The following is a 15,597-nucleotide window of genomic DNA, read 5'->3' as shown; positions in this document are numbered from 1 at the left end:
GAAGCCGAGCGGTGCGCCGTACTCGGAGCCTCCGTTACGCAGTGTTACCGATTACGGCCGCCGTCGAATTCAGTGCGACGAAGGTGTCGGCCGCCCATGACCAGCTGAACGGGCTGTTCAGCGAGGCCGCCGAGGAGTATGGCGGGCGGGTTAGTCCGTGGACGGCGGGAAGGCGCGGTTCTCGTCGTGGGGCGTCCGGTTGGTGAGGCAGTGGTGCAGGAGGCCGACGAGTCGGTTGAACAGGTTGCGTTGGGCGGAGGCGCGCTCGAACCCGCCATGTCCGGCGAGATCCTGGAGCTGCACCACAGCAAGCACCACGCCGCGTAGGTCAAGGGCAGCAACGACGCCCTCGACCGACTCGCCGAGGCGCGGGAGAAGGGCGACTACGAGACCCTGGTCGGGCTGGAGAAGACCTTCGTGTTCAACCTCTCCGGCCATGTACTCCGCTCGATCTTCTGGAACAACCTCTCCCCCGACGGCGGCGACCGCCCCGACGGCGACCTCGCCGCCGCCATCGACGAACACTTCGGATCGTTCGACGCCTTCGGCAAGCAGCTCTCCGCCGCCCCCAAGAGCGTGCAGGGGGCGAGGCGGGTGACCTGCCAGGAGCGCGGGCCCCGGTCCCGACCGCCGCCGAAGCCGTGCAACGGGCCGCCGGGGTCGTCGCCACCCGACACCGCGGTGACCTCGACGGCGCCGAGGCCCTGCTTGCCGCCTTCCCTACCGCACAGGCCAGAACTCTCGGCTTCTATCTCCTGGCCGACCTCGCCCTCGGGCTGCTGCGTGCCCAGAGTGGACAGTCGATGGACGAGCTGATCCGGGAACGCTCCCTGCACCTGGCCACCGCCGCCGGCCGACCACCCGGCGGTGGCGAGCGACGGTAGCGCCGGCACACCTTCCCCGCCCGGCGGGACGGACCGCCGCCCGTCCCGCCGGGCGGATCCCGGCACGCGTACGGCATCCGGCGTCGGTGATCCGGGCAGCGTTCGAGGAGCGCTTCCTCGACTCGCTCAACAGTCGCCGCTGACCCGGTTCCGGCGCCGGGAACGGCGGCCGGGAGACAATGACCCTGACGTCTCCGTCACCCTCCGCAGAACGACTCGACCACTTCGATCTCCCCGGGGTAGACGTCGGTGTCGGTCGCCACCGCCCGCCAGTAGACCTGGCGCTCAAGCAGCTGGGTGCTGACCCGGTGGATCCAGGGATGCTGACTCGGAGGCGTGGCCCGGTGGATGGTGGGCTCGGCGTTTACCACCCGGTACTCGAAATGGATCACCCCGTAGCCTTCGGCGGCGAGAAAGATCCCCCTGGGGCCGGTGCACACTGGCGAGTACCGCCAGAGACTCGCGTCGTTCGCATGCGCCGGCGTGGCCAGCAAGGTAGTCCCTAGTGCGACGAACGCGAGCGCGAGGCCCGCCACTCGTCGGGCTTGTGCGGCAACACGCATCATGCTCACTCCTCTCCAGGCAGGGGTACGCCCCCCACGTTGATCGTGATGAGCGGTGAGTCTGCCAGCACGCTCCTTCACATCGACTTCATGCCGAACACGTGCGCAACGCCGCAGGCCCTGGGTACTCATCGGGAGGTCGGCGGGGTCAGCCGGAGCTGACGTGTGCCGCCAGCAGCCGCCATCCGGGGCCGTCGGTGTGGATCCAGGTCCGGGTGTACCGGACCCGGGCGGTGAACGGCGGCGCCGGGAGTGCGGGATCAGCCGGTATCGGGCGCCTCAGCGGGACGAGGGCTCCCAGACCGCGCCGTCGTGCGCGAAGAGCACCCGGGTCGGGTCGAGCCGCATCAGCCGGGGCAGCCACTCCGGCACCGGCGGCAGCGGTTCCGCCACCCCGTCCCGGGCCGCCCCCAGGGCGAGCTGGGCCGCACCGAACTGGAAGGCGAAGTCGTGGGCCTGCCCGGCCAGGATCACCGTGCCGTCCGGTTGGCGTACCACCAGCGACTGGTGCCCGACGGTGTGCCCGGGGGTGGGCACCACCCACACTCCCGGCCAGATCTCGGCCTCGCCGTCCAACTCCTCGTAGCGGGCGGCCGGGAAGTCGACAAGTTCGGGGATGGTGTGACCGGGCTGGCGGGCCACGGCCAGTTCGGCCCGCTGCACCACGACCGGCCGGCCGGCCAGCGCCGGGTTGCCACCACAGTGGTCGAAGTGCAGGTGGCAGTTGACCACCAGCGAGATCTCGCCGGGCCCGACCCCGGCGGCGGCCAGCGCGTCGAGCACCGGCCGGCGGACCGGGCGGTAGTGCGCCTCGGTCTCCGGATCGACCTCGCCGATCCCGGTGTCGAACAGCAGCAGCCCCTCCGTCCGCCGGACCAGGTAGCCGTACGCCGGCTCGACCCGGGGATGCGGCTCGCCCGCCTCCGCCGCCGGCCGGACGAAGTAGCCGAGGTCGAGTCGGCGTACCGCGGTGTCGGGCTGGTTCACCGGTCCATCGTCGCGGCCGGCGGCAGCCCGGCAAAAGACCGGTTCACCATTGGCGTAACGGTGCCACGGCGACGGCCAGCCATACGCCCACTTGACCGGTTGAGTTCCGATCCAGTTACCTGCTTGAATGTCTCGGGAGCACCGGGCCGGGCACGTCTCACCTCTCGCACCGTGACAGGAGACAACCATGCTCCGCAGGCCCCTGCTCAGCACCGTACTGGCCGCGCTCGTCGTCGCGCTCGGCACGGTCGTCATCGCCAGACCCGCGCTGCCGGCGGAGGCGCCGGCACCCGTGCGCATCATGCCGCTCGGTGACTCGATCACCGGCTCCCCGGGCTGCTGGCGCGCCATCCTCTGGAACCGCTTACAGAACACCGGCTACACCGATATCGACTTCGTCGGCACGCTCGGCCCGCAGGGCTGCGGACAGCCGTACGACGGGGAGAACGAGGGGCACGGCGGCGCCCTGGTGACCACCGTGGCCGACCAGAACCAGTTGCCGCCCTGGCTCGCCGCCACCCGCCCGGACGTCGTACTGATGCACTTCGGCACCAACGACGTCTGGAGCAACCGGGCCACCGCGACCATTCTCGCCGCGTACGGGAAGCTGGTGGACCAGATGCGGGCCAGCAACCCGGGCATGAAGATCCTGGTCGCGAAGATCATCCCGATGGCGCCGAGCAGCTGCGCCGAGTGTGGCCAGCGAGTGGTGGCGCTCAACGACGCCATTCCGGGCTGGGCGGCGTCGAAGACCACCGCCGGATCGCCGATCGTGGTGGTCGACCAGTGGACCGGCTTCAGCACGGGCGCCGACACCTACGACGGCGTGCACCCCAACGCCGCAGGTGACCAGAAGATGTCCGACCGGTGGTACCCGGCACTGACGGCCGCACTGGACGGCGTCACCCCCACGCCGCCGCCGACCCGGACGCCGATCCCGCCGCCGAGCACCACCGCGCCGCCGCCCACCAGCACTCCCCCGCCGGCCGGCGGCTGCGCGGCGTCCTACCGGAGCATCGGGCAGTGGCAGGGCGGCTTCCAGGGCGAGGTGACGGTACGCAACGACGGCACCGCACCGAGCCGGTCCTGGACGGTCGAGCTGGCGTTCGGTTCCGGCCAGCAGGTCAGCCAGGCCTGGAACGCCACCGTTTCGCAGAGCGGCAGCACCGTGACCGCCCGGAACGTCGGCTGGAACGGCTCGCTCGCCCCCGCCGGTACCGCCGCGTTCGGCTTCATAGCCAGTTGGACCGGCAGCAATCCGGCCCCGGCGGTGAGCTGCACCTTCGGCTGACCGACCCGCCGGTACCGCCCTGGCAGAAGCCCCGTGCCGAGGACGTCCCCGTGCCCAGGAACCGGCCCTGCGTGCTCCCGGCGTAGCGGTCGGTCCCCTGGGCACGGGGAGCGGGGTACCCGGCCGCGCCGGGGCGCCTCCCCGGCCAGGTGCACGGCCGGCGCGCGGTGCGGCTCAGCCTGCGGTGACCTTGTAGCCGGCGACCGACGGCCAGCGGACGGTGAGCACCACCGCCGGTTCCGGGGCCAGCCAGGAATGGTCGACGCCTGGTCCCCAGACCACGTAGTCGCCCGGCCTGGTCAGCACCACGGTGCGGTCCCGCAACTCGACGTGGAACCGGCCGGAGACCAGCACCAGCAGGGCGGTACGTTTCTCCCCGGTCACCCACTCGGCCCGGGTGTCACCGGCCGGGTGAACGCCCCACTTGACCTCCACGTCGGCGCTGTGCCGTACGTCCACACCGGGCATGAAGTGGCCGAGCAGCCAGCCCCCGTTGTCCGCGCCGTCGACGCCCGCCTGGCCCACGTAGATGCCGTCCCGCACCCGGCCCTCCCCTCCACAGGTCGGGCAAGTTATCACGGGGACGGCCCGGTCCCCACCGCCGGGGACCGGGCCGTCCGTGCCGGGTACGGCTGTGGTTACCAGTTGCTGCCCAGGAAGCTGGGCTGGCTCTGCACGTTCAGCTCCTTGAACCTGGTCAGGTGCGCCGTCCAGATCCGCCAGTCCCGCAGCTCCAGTACGTCCAGACCCTTCTGGATGTCGTTGGAGTAGATGTGGCCGTTGTACCAGTACGCCGACCACGAGCCACCGATGAGCCGGCGGTCCGTCGTGAGCGGGCCCCGCTCCCAGTAGGCGATCTCGACCGGGCGGGCCGAGTCGGTGAAGTCGAACACCGAGACACCGCCCTGGTACCACGCCTGGACCATGATGTCCCGACCCAGCACCGGAATCAGCGAACCGTTGTGCGCGACGCAGTTCTCCAGCGTGGTGTTCAGCCGCGGGATCTTGTAGTAGCTCTTGAAGACCAGGCTGCGGCCGTCGCCCCGACCGGCGATGTCGTAGATGGCGTTGGCGCCCCGGGTCGGCGCGACGGTCTCGACGCAGGTCGCCCCGGAGCCGCCACCGAGTTCGTCGGTGAAGACCACCTTGGTGCCGGAGTTGTTGAACGTCGCCGAGTGCCAGAACGAGAAGTTCACGGTGTCCCGTACCCGGTTGATCACCCGCGGTGCCTCCCGGTTGGCGATGTTCAGCAGGATGCCGTCACCCATGCAGGCCCCGGCGGCCAGGTCCTTGCTCGGGTAGACGGTGATGTCGTGGCAGCCGCTCGTGGTCGAGCTGCCGTTGCCACCCGGGTTGCCGCCGTCCGGGAACAGGTTCGGCACCGCCACCACGGCGGCCTGGGTCGGCTTCTTCACCGGCACCTTGACGATCGAGATCGAGTCGTGCGGCGTCGCACAGCCGGCGTAGGTGTCCGACGGTCCGTACGAGGACACGTAGAGGTAGACCGACTTCTTGTCCTTGCTCGGCACCAGGGTGTGGGTGTGCGAGCCGCAGGCGGTCTTCACCGCCTTGATGTAGCGCGGGTTGCGCTTGTCCTTGATGTCGAAGATCTTGATGCCCTCCCAGACCGTCTCGCTGCGCGGCACGCTCGTGCTGGCGCACGAGTCGTCGCTGCGCGGGTCGTCGGTGGAGAGGAACAGCAGGTCACCGTAGACGGAGATGTCGTTCTGGGAACCCGAGCACTGGACCTGCGAGACGATGGACGGCCGGGCCGGGTTCTTGACGTCGTAGATGACGAAGCCCTCGTAGTTGCCGGCGAAGACGTACCGGCCCTGGAAGGCGAGGTCCGAGTCGAGGGCGCCCTCGGTGGCGAAGGTGCCCTGCTTCGGGACGTTGGCAATCTGGCGGAGGTTCGGGCTGCTGGAGATCTCGTCCACGCCCGGGATGGCAACGTCCGTTGTGGTCTGGTCCGTTGCGGCCACTGGTTGGGCGTTGCTTGCCGGAGCAACGGCAACGGTCACCACCAGGATGGAGATTGCGGCGAGCCCGACGATCCGTAGTCGCCGCGGCCCTTGTGGGGAGAGTTTGAACATCTGGCGGCACCCTTCGAAAGGGGTTGACGATTGTGCAGACCTTACCTGGAGTCAGAGTACGTCGATGTGATCCCCATCACATTATTAATGATCAAGGAACTTCCTCTGATCATGCTCCGACCAGGTGCGGTCCACAAGGCACCAACCCGGTGCATCGGCCGGGGACAAGCCAGGATGAGACAGCTCCAAACCGGACGGATCCCGGAGAAGGCGACGAGCAGTCCACAGGTTGCCGCACCGGATAGTCGACCTCGCCCGCACCGCGAGCCTGGCCGACGGGTCGCCGGGACAGCCGGTATACAGGGGCAATGCGCAACACGACCCTGGCCGGACAGATGCGGACGGCGGCCACCGCACTGCTGGACGCGCTACCGGGGCCGGCCCGGGCGCTGGCCGCCCGCCCGTTCGACGACGAGGCCGGCCGCCGTTGGATCGAGTACCGGCCACTGCCCCGGCCGGGTGCCTGCCTCGCCGACCTCGACCGGACCGGCCGCAAGGCGACGCACCGGCTGCTGGCCACCGCGCTGAGCCCGCACGCGTACGCCCAGGCGGCCACCGTCATGGCCCTGGAGGAGGTACTCGACCGGCAGGAAGACTGGCGGCGGGGCCGGCACAGCGACGACTACCGGATCGTGGTCTTCGGCGACCCGGCCCGGGACGACCACTGGTCCTGGCGGTTCGAGGGACACCACCTGTCGGTGACGATGACCGTCGCTGGCGACCGGGTCTCCCCCGCACCGCTCTTCCTCGGCGCCAACCCGGCGACGGTGAGCTACGGCGGCCGCCCGGTCAGCCGGCCGCTCGGGCCCGAGGAGGATCTCGCCCGCGCCCTGCTCGACGCCGTCGGCCCGGACGGGCGCGGCGCGGCGGTCGTCGCCGACGAGGCACCCGCCGACATCCGCAGCGGCACCCGGGCGCGGTTCGACGGCCGGATCGAGCCGGTCGGGCTCCGGGCCGGCGGGCTCGGACCCACCGGCCGGGCGCTGCTCGACCAGCTCGTCGCGCTCTATCTCGACCGGCTCCCGCCCGACCTGGCCGGCCAGGAGGCGGCCCGGGTCCGCCGGGGTGACCTCTATTTCGCCTGGGAGGGCCCGACCAGGCCGGGCGGGCGGCACTACTACCGCGTCCAGGGCGAGGACCTGCTGATCGAATACGACAACACCAGCGAGGACGGCAACCACGCGCACACTGTGCTGCGCCGCCCGCGCGGCGACTTCGGTGCCGATCTGCTCGCCGAACACCGGGCCACCGGCCACCCCTGAGACAGCGACGCGGAGCCGGGCCCTCGTCGCCCGCTCCGACCACGGGTCGGCCGTCGGGTCAGCCGCCGCGGCGCCGGCCGAAACCGCCGGCCACCGAACTCGCCGGCGGGCCGAACCCGTCGAAGCTGGTCGGCTCACCGCGCCCCTGGTCGAACTGCCGGACCAGGCTGCCGCCGAGTCGTACCCCGACCGCGCCGAGCAGCAGTCCGAGCAGCTCGACCGCGACCAGCCCACCGCTCGCCCCGTGCTCCGGCTCAGCCGACCTGATCAGGCAGGCGAAGACGAAGAGCACCGCGACGGCGGCGTTCACCAGGTTGAAGACGATCGCGGTGCGCCGGGTCGGATCGCCCGGCACGTCCCACAGGTCGACCATGCCGGCCGCTGTCGCGAGCCCGCCCGCGACCAGAGCCGCGACCGCGGTCCAGTAGCCGACCAGCCCCAGGATCGCCGGGCCGCCGAGCACGTCGGCCAGGTCGAAGACCGTGGCGCAGACGAACAGCCCGAACGGAAAGGTCACCAGCATGGGCTGGATCGGATGTCCGTGCACCCGCAGGCGGCTCTGCATGGTGGCGCCTCCCCGGCTCGCTCTCGACCAGCCCCAGCGTGCTACCCCCGGGCCACCCCGCCGAAACGGGCCGCATCGCGTGGCCCACGCCGGACGGTCAGCCGTCGCGGCGCCGGGCCACCGAGCTGACCAGCCGCTCGGCGACGTCCCGGAGCGGGATGGCCAGCGCCGCCGAGGCGGACCGCAACACCCGTAGCGCCTCCGTGGCCGGACAGCCACGTTGAGTCATGATAACCCCGACCGCCTGATCGATGACCTGCCCTGCGCTAAGCCTCTCGTCGGGTTCGCCAGCCGAGCCGGTCTGCCGGGACCGGTCCCGCACCGCGCCGAGCAGCAGCCCCGCGTGTTCGGCCAGCAGCATCGCGGTGAGCTGCTGACTGGCGGTCAGCACTCCGGGCTGGCGGGCATACAGGTTGATCGAGCCGACCACGTGCTCGTCGACGTCCACCGGTACGGCGAGCACCCCGCGTACGCCGAGGGCCAGCGCGCGGCCGGTCCACGGCCGCCACCGGGTCTCGGTGCGCAGGTCCCCCGACCAGACCAGTTCCCGGGAGCGGATCGCCACCATCGCCGGCCCGTCCTGGCCGTGCCGGACGTCGTCGAGGTCGCCGAGTCGAGGCTCCGAGGCCGCGACCGAGGCGGGCGCCCCGGCCCGCAGCACGGTGACCCCGCACCAGGTCACTGCCGGAATGGCGTCCCGGACGGTACGTACCAGCCGGTCCAGCGCGGCGTCGAAGTCGTCGCTCGCGATCAGCCCGGCAGTCACCTCGCGGAGCAGGGCGGCGGTCTCCAGCACGCCCGGGGCTTCGGTCGACGGCTCCGTCGTCGTCCTCAGCCTCAGCACCGGTCCGAAACCCCCGCCACCACCGCGGCTGCCGCGGTACGTCCGGTTCGTGCCGTCGCCTGTCTCATGGTCGCCTCTCCCCCGCCGTTCCCGATCCCGTGCCGGTACGGACCTGCGCTACTACCCGAGCGCCGGGTGGACAAACCACCCGTTCCAGGAAGAGAACGATCCCGCCCGTCCCGGGGTTGCCGTCAGGCTTCCGACGATCAACCCCGGGATCGCGGTGTGGTCCGGGTCAGCGCGAGCCGGAGCTGAGCCGGCGGCCGACGGCGGCGATCAGGCGGTCGAGTTCCGAGCCGAACGGGTTGTCGTGCACCAGGTAGGTCCAGGTGGCACTCGGTCGCGCCAACTCTCCCTCGCCCGGCTCCCAGTCCTCGTCGAACTCGTTCTCCTCGAAGGTCTCCACCGTACGGGTCTCGATCTCCGGCACCAGCGCGTTGAACGCCGGCACCGCCGACCGGTGGAACTCGTCGAGCGGGTCGAGCCGGCCGAGCGCCCGCAGGTGTACGCCCTCGCGCACCTCGGAGAGCTCGGCCAGGTGCTGGGCCCAGAGCCGGTCGAGGTGGTAGAGCGCGATCGACCGACCGACCTTGGAGAGGAGTTCCTCGTCCATCTCCTTGGCCCGGTCCGGGAAGCGCTCGGTCAGCATCTCCGCCGCCACCTCGGTGGTGAGCAGCCGCTCCCGGCGCTCGGACAGCGCCTTGCGCTGCTGCTCGATCACCACGCTGTACCGCCAGGTGTTGCGGTGGATCTCGTGGTTGACGCCCTCGGCGATCCGCTGGGCGTGCTCGACGGCGAAGTCGACCTGCTCGTCGGTGACCAGACCGTCGGCGTTCATCCGCGGCGACGGCGGGATCGCGTCCGGGGCGTGCCGGATGACCAGGTTGTCCTCGAGGCTGACGAAGAAGACCGAGCGACCGGGGTCGCCCTGCCGGCCGGCCCGGCCCCGGAGCTGGTCGTCGACCCGCCGGCTGTCGTGCCGGCCGCTGCCGATCACGAAGAGGCCGCCGAGCTCGGCGACCCGGTCCCGGTCGGCCTGGTCGCTGCCGCCGAGCCGGATGTCGACACCCCGGCCGGCCATCTGGGTGGAGACGGTCACCGCGCCGTACTTGCCGGCCTCGGCGATGATCGCCGCCTCCTCGGCGTCGTTCTTGGCGTTCAGCACCGTGCACGGCACCCCGGCCTCGCGCAGCGCCTCGGCGAGCCGCTCCGACTCCTGGACGTCCAGGGTGCCGATCAGCACCGGACGGCCGGTCTCGTGCTGCTCCTGGATCTCCTGGATCAGCGCCTCTTCCTTCTCACCCCGGGTGGCGTAGATCCGGTCCGGGTCGTCGATCCGGACGCAGGGGGTGTTCGGCGGGATCACCGCGACCTCGAGCGAGAAGAACTCCCGCAACTGGTCGCCGACCAGCACCGCCGTGGCGGTCATCCCGCAGACGGTCTGGTAGAGCGCGACGTACGCCTGCACGGTGATGGTGCCCAGCACCTCACCCTCGGCGGTGGCGTCCAGCCCCTCCTTCGCCTCCACGGCAGCCTGGAGCCCGTCCGGCCAGCGGCGGCGCTGGGCGACCCGGCCGCGCATCTCGTCGATCAGCTCGACCCCGTCGTTGCGGACGATGTAGTCGACGTCCCGGTGCAGCAGGGCGTGCGCGTGCAGGGCGACGTTGACCGCGGAGAGCTGCTCGACGTGCTCGTCGTCGTAGAGGTCCACACCGCCGAGCCGGGACTCGACCTCGGCCAGCCCGGCGTCGGTGAAGGCGACGCTGCGGCCGTCGTCGGCCACCGTGTAGTGCCGGCCGGCGCGCAGCCCACGGACCACCGCGGCGGCCTGGTGCACCGGGTCCTGCTCGCCCGGCACCGCGCCGGCCAGCACCATCGGCACCCGGGCCTCGTCGATCAGGATGGAGTCCGCCTCGTCCACGATCGCGGTGGTCAGCGGCGGCTGCACCCGGTCGTCGATGTCGGTGACGAGCTGGTCGCGGAGGAAGTCGAAACCGGCCTCGCTGACCGAGACGTAGGTGACGTCGCAGGCGTACGCCGCCTGGCGCTCCTCGCGGGTGGACGCCTCGGTCACCCAGCCGACACTCAGCCCGAGCAGCCGGTAGACCGGCTCCATCCACTCGGCGTCCCGGCGGGCCAGGTAGTCGTTGACGGTGAGCACGTGCACCGGCCCGTTGCCCCGCCGGACGTGCCCGTACGCGGCGATCGTCGCGGTCAGCGTCTTGCCCTCACCGGTGGCCATCTCGGCGACCTTGCCGGCGAGCAGCGACATGGCGCCGAGTAGCTGGACGTCGTACGGCCGCTGGTCGAGCCCGCGCCGGGCGGCCTCGCGGCCCACCGCGCAGATCTCGACGAAGTCCTCGGCCTTGCCGGCCGCCTCGGTCAGCTCGGCGTCGTCCAGCTCGGTGAGTTCCTCCTCGCGCGCCTCGATCGTGGGCAGCAGCTTCTCCAGCGGCGCCAGATCAACTGTGGTGCCCGGACGCTGGAGGAAACGCCGGACCCTGGTCTTCAACCGTTGCGACACACCCATGACGGGCAACGGTACGCGAACTCTCCGGCAAAGTGCGGCCCGCCCGGCCGCGTGCCGGGTCCGCTCTCGGCCGGGCCGGTGGCCGGATGTCCGTACCGCCCGACGCCCTTCAGTCGGTCCGGAGTGCCGCCTTGCGGCGCGGAGGCCGAATTATGGGCGAGATGTGCCCGGATGGGCGGAATGCGAGCGGGGCTCCGGAGCCCTCCCCGGAGTGCTCCCGGACGGGTACCGGGACGGTTGATCCGGGACCGGCGGGGAAGGCTGTAGGGCTGCACCGGGCCCGGCCGGGCACCGGTCGAGGCAGTGGGGGAGGTCGTCCCATGCGGCGCTCGCGTACACCCGTGTCACCGGCGCTGGAGGCGTGGTCCACCCACCGTACCGGGGTGGCCGACCAGTGGACGCCGCGACAGCTCGCGTACCTGAAAGGGGACCGCACGGTCAGTGTGGTGATCCCGGCCCGGGACGAGGAGGCCACCGTCGGCGCGATCGTGGCGGCGATCCGGGCCTGCCTGGTCGAGCAGGTCGAGCTGGTCGACGAGGTGGTGGTGGTCGACTCCCGGTCCAGCGACCGGACCGCCGTGGTGGCTGCGGCGGCCGGGGCCCGGGTGGTCGGCCAGGACGAGATGACCCGGGGGCTGCCCCGGCTGGACGGCAAGGGGGACGCGCTCTGGGCTGGGCTGGCCGCGTCGACCGGGGACCTGGTCACCTTCGTCGACGCCGACCTGCGGGAGTTCCAGCCCCACTTCGTCACCGGACTGCTCGGCCCGCTGCTCACCGACCCGTCCGTCGCGTTCGTCAAGGGCTTCTACCACCGCCCGCTGGTCGGCACCAGCGGAGTGGAGGCGGAGGGCGGCGGCCGGGTGACCGAGCTGGTGGCCCGTCCGCTGTTCAACCTCTTCTGGCCGGAACTGGCCGGCTTCGTCCAGCCGCTGGCCGGGGAGTACGCCGGCCGGCGGGACGTCCTCGAACGGGTGCCCTTCGTCTCCGGTTACGGCGTCGAGACGGCGATGCTGATCGACCTGCTGGAGATGTGCGGCCTGGACGCCCTCGCCCAGGTCGACCTCGGCGAACGCCTGCACCGGCACCAGGACACCGAGGCGCTCGGCCGGATGTCCGGGCAGATCATGCACACCGTGTGGCAGCGGCTGTGCCGGCGGGGCCTGGTCGAGGAGACCGCGCCGCCGGGGAACCTGCTGGTGCAGTTCCGCCGGGACGGCAGCAGCGCACTACCCAACCTGGACCGGGAGATCGTGGTCAGCGACGTCTCCGTCCGGGAGCGTCCGCCACTGGTGGAACTCCGGCCGTCGTCGTCCCGGGGGGCGGCGGTATGAGCGGGCATGCCGCTCCGGCCGGGCCGCGCCGCAGGACGGGGCATGCTCCTTCGGCCGGGCGGGCCGGGGAGGACAGATGGGCCTGACCGTGCTGATGAACGCCGGGCCGTGGCTTCCGGTGCCACCGCCCGGGTACGGCGGCATCGAGAACGTCGTCGCCACGCTGGTGCCGGAACTGCGCCGGCTCGGCGTACGGGTGGTGCTGGCCTCCACCGCCGACGCCACGCTGCCGGTCGACGAACTGCTGTCGGTCTTTCCCGACGGCCAGTTCGGGGCGCTGCAACGGCCGTACAACCAGGTCTGCGGGATCTCGCACGCGCACCTGTCCGGGGTGGTCCGGGCGCTGCGCGAACGGGACGACATCGACCTGGTGCACGACCACGTGGAGGCGGTCGGGTTGGCGGTGCTGACCGCGATGGGTCCTGGGGGCAGTCCGGCGCTGCACACCCTGCACTGGGACCTCGGCAAGCACCCGGACCTCTACGGCTATCTGGACGGCGGTGACCGGGTCCGGGTGAACGGCGTCTCGGCGGCGCAGCTCGCCCGGGCGCCGCAGGCGCTGCGCGACCACGCGGTCGGGCACGTGCACCTGGCCACCCCGCTCGCGGTGGACGCCGACCGCCGGCCGCCGGCCGAGAAGTCCAACCACCTGGTGATCCTCGGCCGGATCACGCCGGGCAAGGGGCAGCACGTCGGGGCACGGCTCGCCCACCAGGCCGGGTTCGACCTGGTGCTGGCCGGACCGGTCGGGCCGTACCGGCAGCCCGAGGAACTGGCCTCCGCCGGGCCGGAGGCGGGACAGAACCCGGACGTACGGTACTGGCGCGAGCAGGTCGCCCCGCTGGTGGATGGCGACCGGGTGCGCTGGGTCGGGATGGTGGCCGGGACCGCCCGGGACGAGCTGGTGGCGGGCGCCCGGGCCAGCCTCTTCCCGCTGTGCTGGGAGGAACCCGGCGGCACGGCGGTGATCGAGTCACTGGCGCTCGGCACCCCGGTGCTGGCGATCGGCCGGGGCTGCCTGCCGGAGTTGATCGAGCACGGCCGGACGGGCCTGCTCGCCGACGACGAGGACGGCCTGGCCGACCTGGTGCGGGAGGCCGCCGGGCTGGACGAGCGGGACTGCCGCCGGGAGGCCAGCCGCCGGTTCACCCCGGCGACCATGGCCGAGCGGTATGTCGAACTGTACGAGCAGGTACGCCGGTCGGCCGCCGCCGCGCCGGGCTGACCCACGCGGGTCCGGTCCGGGCAGCGCCGGGGCAGGACGGTCCGGCGCCGGCCTGGCTGTCCCGGCGCAGCGCGACCGGGGAGACGACACACGGAAGGGTCCAGCGCAGTGCACAGAGCCAGTTCGACGGTGACCCGGCCGCACACCGGCCGGTCACCGGTGAGCACCGCCGCGGTCGGGGTCGCGGTCGCCTTCCTGGCGCTCGGCGTACTCGGCTTCATCCCGGAAATCACCAGCAACTACGACGAGCTGCGGCTGGCCGGACACGGGTCCGACGCCCGGCTCTTCGGGCTGTTCCAGGTCTCCCTGCTGCTCAACCTGGTATACCTGCTCACCGGGGTGGTCGGGCTGGCGCTGGCCCGGACGGCCACCGGAGCCCGTGGCTTCCTGATCGGCGCCGGCGCGGTCTACCTGGTCCTGGTGGTCTACGGCAGCGCGATCGAACAGGACAGCGCGGCGAACTTCCTGCCGGTCAACGACGCGGACAACTGGCTGCACCTGGGCCTCGGCGTCGCCATGATCGCGCTCGCCACCCTGGGTGGCCGGCGCCGGCCCCGCCGCTGACCGAGCAGCAGTGCCGGTTTTCACCCATTAGAGGCAAAGAGAGCGGAAATTACTAGCCTGCCGGGTTTTGCCGTTGGAATACCGGGTAGCCGCCCCCTCGTCCTAGCTGCGAATCAGGTACGAGGTGAGCCGGGCATGCCGAAGCGGGTGGTCACCGATCCGGGGCAGGAGCGCGGGCCGCTGGTCCTGGCACCCGCCCGATCCGGCGGCTATCCGGGCCCGGTACGCAGGGCCATCCGGGGCAGCGCGCTGATCCGGCTGCTCGGCACCACCGACGCCAAGCAGATCGGCCTGCTCTACCTGGTCACCGGCTTCGGCTTCTTCCTCGTCGGCGGCGCCATGGCGATGCTGATGCGGGCCGAGCTGGGCCGCCCGGGGTTGCAGTTCCTCTCCACCGAGCAGTACAACCAGCTCTTCACCGCGCACGGCACGATCATGCTGCTGCTCTTCGCCACCCCGCTGGCGTTCGCGTTCGGCAACTACGTCGTGCCGTTGCAGATCGGCGCCCCGGACGTGTCCTTCCCCCGGCTCAACGCGCTGGCGTACTGGCTCTACCTGCTCGGTGGTTCGCTCGTGCTGCTCGGCTTCCTCACCCCGAACGGCTCGGCGGACTTCGGCTGGACCGCCTACACGCCGCTGAGCCGGGACCAGCACTCGCCGGGGATCGGCCCGGACATGTGGGTGATCGGCCTGGTCCTCTCCGGGCTCGGCACCATCCTCGGCGCGGTCAACCTGATCACCACCATCCTGACCCTGCGGGCGCCCGGGATGACCATGTTCCGGATGCCGATCTTCACCTGGAACATGCTCTTCACCGCCCTGCTGGTGGTGCTGGTCTTCCCGCTGCTCGCCGCCGCCCTGCTCGCGCTCTACGCGGACCGGCGGATGGGTGCGCACGTCTACGACCCGGTCAGCGCCGGGCCGCTGCTCTGGCAGCACCTGTTCTGGTTCTTCGGCCATCCCGAGGTCTACATCGTGGCGCTGCCGTTCTTCGGCATCATCACCGAGGTCATCCCGGTCTTCAGCCGCAAGCCGATCTTCGGCTACAAGGGCCTGGTCGCCGCGACCATCGCGATCACGATCCTCTCGATGACCGTCTGGGCGCACCACATGTTCGGCACCGGCCAGGTGCTGCTGCCGTTCTTCAGTTGGCTGAGCTATCTGATCGCCGTACCGACCGGGGTGAAGTTCTTCAACTGGATCGGGACGATGTGGAAGGGGCAGTTGACCTTCGAGACGCCGATGCTCTTCTCGGTCGGGTTCCTGGTCACCTTCCTTTTCGGCGGGCTCACCGGGGTGCTGCTGGCCAGCCCGCCGGTGGACTTCCACACCACGGACACCTACTTCGTCGTCGGCCACTTCCACTACGTACTCTTCGGCACCATCGTCTTCGCCGCCTTCGCCGGGGTCTACTTCTGGTTCCCCAAGATGACCGGCCGGCTCCTCGACGAACGGCTG

15 protein-coding genes are annotated in these 15,597 nt (G+C 71.4%); 7 read left to right on the top strand and 8 right to left on the bottom strand.

Annotation, left to right across the window (positions count from 1 at the left end; all coding sequences use genetic code 11):
* Positions 1-150: 150 nt before the first annotated feature.
* Positions 151-525: a hypothetical protein gene (locus AAH979_RS41190; protein WP_346263551.1), complete on the bottom strand. Its 375-nt coding sequence runs from the start codon at positions 523-525 to the stop codon at positions 151-153.
* A gap of 116 nt (positions 526-641) precedes the next feature.
* Here AAH979_RS41190 and AAH979_RS41185 point away from each other — a divergent pair, with 116 nt between their 5' ends.
* Positions 642-884, top strand: a complete 243-nt coding sequence (locus AAH979_RS41185) for a superoxide dismutase (protein WP_346263550.1) — start codon at positions 642-644, stop codon at positions 882-884.
* Positions 885-1,081: 197 nt separating this feature from the next.
* Here the strand turns inward: AAH979_RS41185 and AAH979_RS41180 are convergent, their stop codons facing one another.
* Both AAH979_RS41180 and AAH979_RS41175 read right to left on the bottom strand, forming a co-directional pair.
* Complete coding sequence (locus tag AAH979_RS41180) at positions 1,082-1,450, bottom strand: hypothetical protein (protein WP_346263549.1); 369 nt, start codon at positions 1,448-1,450, stop codon at positions 1,082-1,084.
* A 276-nt stretch (positions 1,451-1,726) separates the two neighbouring features.
* Positions 1,727-2,434, bottom strand: coding sequence for an N-acyl homoserine lactonase family protein (locus AAH979_RS41175; RefSeq protein WP_346263548.1), 708 nt, complete (start codon positions 2,432-2,434; stop codon positions 1,727-1,729).
* Positions 2,435-2,621: 187 nt separating this feature from the next.
* Between AAH979_RS41175 and AAH979_RS41170 the strand changes: the two genes are divergently transcribed.
* On the top strand, positions 2,622-3,725 hold the full coding sequence (locus AAH979_RS41170; RefSeq protein ID WP_346263547.1) for a cellulose binding domain-containing protein: 1,104 nt from the start codon (positions 2,622-2,624) through the stop codon (positions 3,723-3,725).
* A 174-nt stretch (positions 3,726-3,899) separates the two neighbouring features.
* Here the strand turns inward: AAH979_RS41170 and AAH979_RS41165 are convergent, their stop codons facing one another.
* Together AAH979_RS41165 and AAH979_RS41160 are read right to left on the bottom strand one after the other, a co-directional pair.
* Positions 3,900-4,268, bottom strand: coding sequence for a signal peptidase I (locus AAH979_RS41165; protein WP_346263546.1), 369 nt, complete (start codon positions 4,266-4,268; stop codon positions 3,900-3,902).
* A 95-nt stretch (positions 4,269-4,363) separates the two neighbouring features.
* Positions 4,364-5,818: a hypothetical protein gene (locus AAH979_RS41160; protein ID WP_346263545.1), complete on the bottom strand. Its 1,455-nt coding sequence runs from the start codon at positions 5,816-5,818 to the stop codon at positions 4,364-4,366.
* A gap of 308 nt (positions 5,819-6,126) precedes the next feature.
* On the opposite strand from AAH979_RS41160, the gene AAH979_RS41155 reads away from it, so the two are divergent.
* Positions 6,127-7,080: a DUF3500 domain-containing protein gene (locus AAH979_RS41155; protein ID WP_346263544.1), complete on the top strand. Its 954-nt coding sequence runs from the start codon at positions 6,127-6,129 to the stop codon at positions 7,078-7,080.
* Between the two features lie 58 nt (positions 7,081-7,138).
* Here the strand turns inward: AAH979_RS41155 and AAH979_RS41150 are convergent, their stop codons facing one another.
* The 3 genes from AAH979_RS41150 to secA2 all read right to left on the bottom strand — a co-directional run bounded on the left by AAH979_RS41150 (position 7,139) and on the right by secA2 (position 11,019).
* Positions 7,139-7,645 carry a DUF2231 domain-containing protein gene (locus AAH979_RS41150; RefSeq protein WP_346263543.1) on the bottom strand — a complete coding sequence of 169 codons (507 nt, stop codon included), beginning with the start codon at positions 7,643-7,645 and terminating at the stop codon, positions 7,139-7,141.
* A 97-nt stretch (positions 7,646-7,742) separates the two neighbouring features.
* A complete protein-coding gene (locus AAH979_RS41145; protein ID WP_346263552.1) occupies positions 7,743-8,480 on the bottom strand; it encodes a GAF and ANTAR domain-containing protein in 738 nt (245 codons plus the stop codon).
* 244 nt (positions 8,481-8,724) lie between these two features.
* Positions 8,725-11,019 carry an accessory Sec system translocase SecA2 gene (secA2, locus tag AAH979_RS41140; protein ID WP_346263542.1) on the bottom strand — a complete coding sequence of 765 codons (2,295 nt, stop codon included), beginning with the start codon at positions 11,017-11,019 and terminating at the stop codon, positions 8,725-8,727.
* A 320-nt stretch (positions 11,020-11,339) separates the two neighbouring features.
* Between secA2 and AAH979_RS41135 the strand changes: the two genes are divergently transcribed.
* From AAH979_RS41135 to AAH979_RS41120, 4 genes are all read left to right on the top strand, one after another.
* The gene (locus AAH979_RS41135; RefSeq protein ID WP_346263541.1) at positions 11,340-12,350 is read left to right on the top strand and encodes a glucosyl-3-phosphoglycerate synthase; all 1,011 of its coding nucleotides are present in this window, start codon (positions 11,340-11,342) and stop codon (positions 12,348-12,350) included.
* Between the two features lie 76 nt (positions 12,351-12,426).
* Positions 12,427-13,575: a glycosyltransferase gene (locus AAH979_RS41130; protein WP_346263540.1), complete on the top strand. Its 1,149-nt coding sequence runs from the start codon at positions 12,427-12,429 to the stop codon at positions 13,573-13,575.
* Between the two features lie 108 nt (positions 13,576-13,683).
* Positions 13,684-14,139, top strand: coding sequence for a DUF4383 domain-containing protein (locus AAH979_RS41125; protein WP_346263539.1), 456 nt, complete (start codon positions 13,684-13,686; stop codon positions 14,137-14,139).
* 135 nt (positions 14,140-14,274) lie between these two features.
* On the top strand, positions 14,275-15,597 hold a 1,323-nt coding region (locus AAH979_RS41120), incomplete at its 3' end, for a cbb3-type cytochrome c oxidase subunit I (protein WP_346263538.1).

The organism is Plantactinospora sp. ZYX-F-223, from assembly GCF_039649625.1.
Lineage (GTDB): Bacteria > Actinomycetota > Actinomycetes > Mycobacteriales > Micromonosporaceae > Plantactinospora.
This window is presented reverse-complemented; position numbering and strand designations above follow the sequence as displayed.

Coding starts and splice junctions, on each gene's coding strand:
- AAH979_RS41180 (WP_346263549.1), bottom strand. CDS start 1,450: ATGATGCGTGTTGCCGCACAAGCCCGACGAGTGGCGGGCCTCGCGCTC.
- AAH979_RS41170 (WP_346263547.1), top strand. CDS start 2,622: ATGCTCCGCAGGCCCCTGCTCAGCACCGTACTGGCCGCGCTCGTCGTC.
- AAH979_RS41160 (WP_346263545.1), bottom strand. CDS start 5,818: ATGTTCAAACTCTCCCCACAAGGGCCGCGGCGACTACGGATCGTCGGG.
- AAH979_RS41155 (WP_346263544.1), top strand. CDS start 6,127: ATGCGCAACACGACCCTGGCCGGACAGATGCGGACGGCGGCCACCGCA.
- AAH979_RS41150 (WP_346263543.1), bottom strand. CDS start 7,645: ATGCAGAGCCGCCTGCGGGTGCACGGACATCCGATCCAGCCCATGCTG.
- secA2 (WP_346263542.1), bottom strand. CDS start 11,019: ATGGGTGTGTCGCAACGGTTGAAGACCAGGGTCCGGCGTTTCCTCCAG.
- AAH979_RS41135 (WP_346263541.1), top strand. CDS start 11,340: ATGCGGCGCTCGCGTACACCCGTGTCACCGGCGCTGGAGGCGTGGTCC.
- AAH979_RS41130 (WP_346263540.1), top strand. CDS start 12,427: ATGGGCCTGACCGTGCTGATGAACGCCGGGCCGTGGCTTCCGGTGCCA.